This window comes from Virgibacillus carmonensis (assembly GCF_057836705.1).
The window spans coordinates 1-502 of record NZ_JBYQFJ010000456.1 but is presented as its reverse complement, the minus strand read 5'-3'; the positions used below and the strand labels follow the sequence as shown (position 1 = coordinate 502).

The following is a 502-nucleotide window of genomic DNA, read 5'->3' as shown; positions in this document are numbered from 1 at the left end:
AACAGAAGGCATGATTGGTCGACAAGAATTTCAAATGATGAAAAACTCAGCAATATTTATAAATGGGTCGCGAGGAAAAACGATCGTGGAGAAGGACTTAATCGATGCACTTAGAAGGGGGGAAATTGCCGCAGCCGGATTGGATGTTTTTGAAAAGGAACCTGTTGATCCGAATAACCCTTTATTGGGATATCAAAATGTGGTGACGACACCACATATTGGTTCATCCACCCATGAGACCGAACTCGCGATGTCAGAGCTTGCAGCAAAAAACTTGGAGGCTGGGTTAACAGGAAGAAAACCACCAAATTTAATCGACCCTAGTGTATGGAAAGGGTGATCATAGAAATGGTCCCAGAAGATATCCTCTGGGGCCATTAACTGTTTTAAATTGCCTATGCCAGGCGGATGTTGGGTTTAACGTAAAGTTCACGGGGAAATTCAGCGAGCACTTCACAACCAGTTTCTGTTACCCGGAATGATTCACTGATCTCAACTCCCA

General features: G+C 43.8%; 1 protein-coding gene. It reads left to right on the top strand.

Translation table 11 applies throughout. The features are described 5' to 3' along the window. A partial coding sequence (locus AC3G7N_RS22870; RefSeq protein WP_489424378.1) for an NAD(P)-dependent oxidoreductase occupies window positions 1-340 on the top strand: 340 nt, incomplete at its 5' end. Between the last annotated feature and the right edge of the window lie 162 nt (window positions 341-502).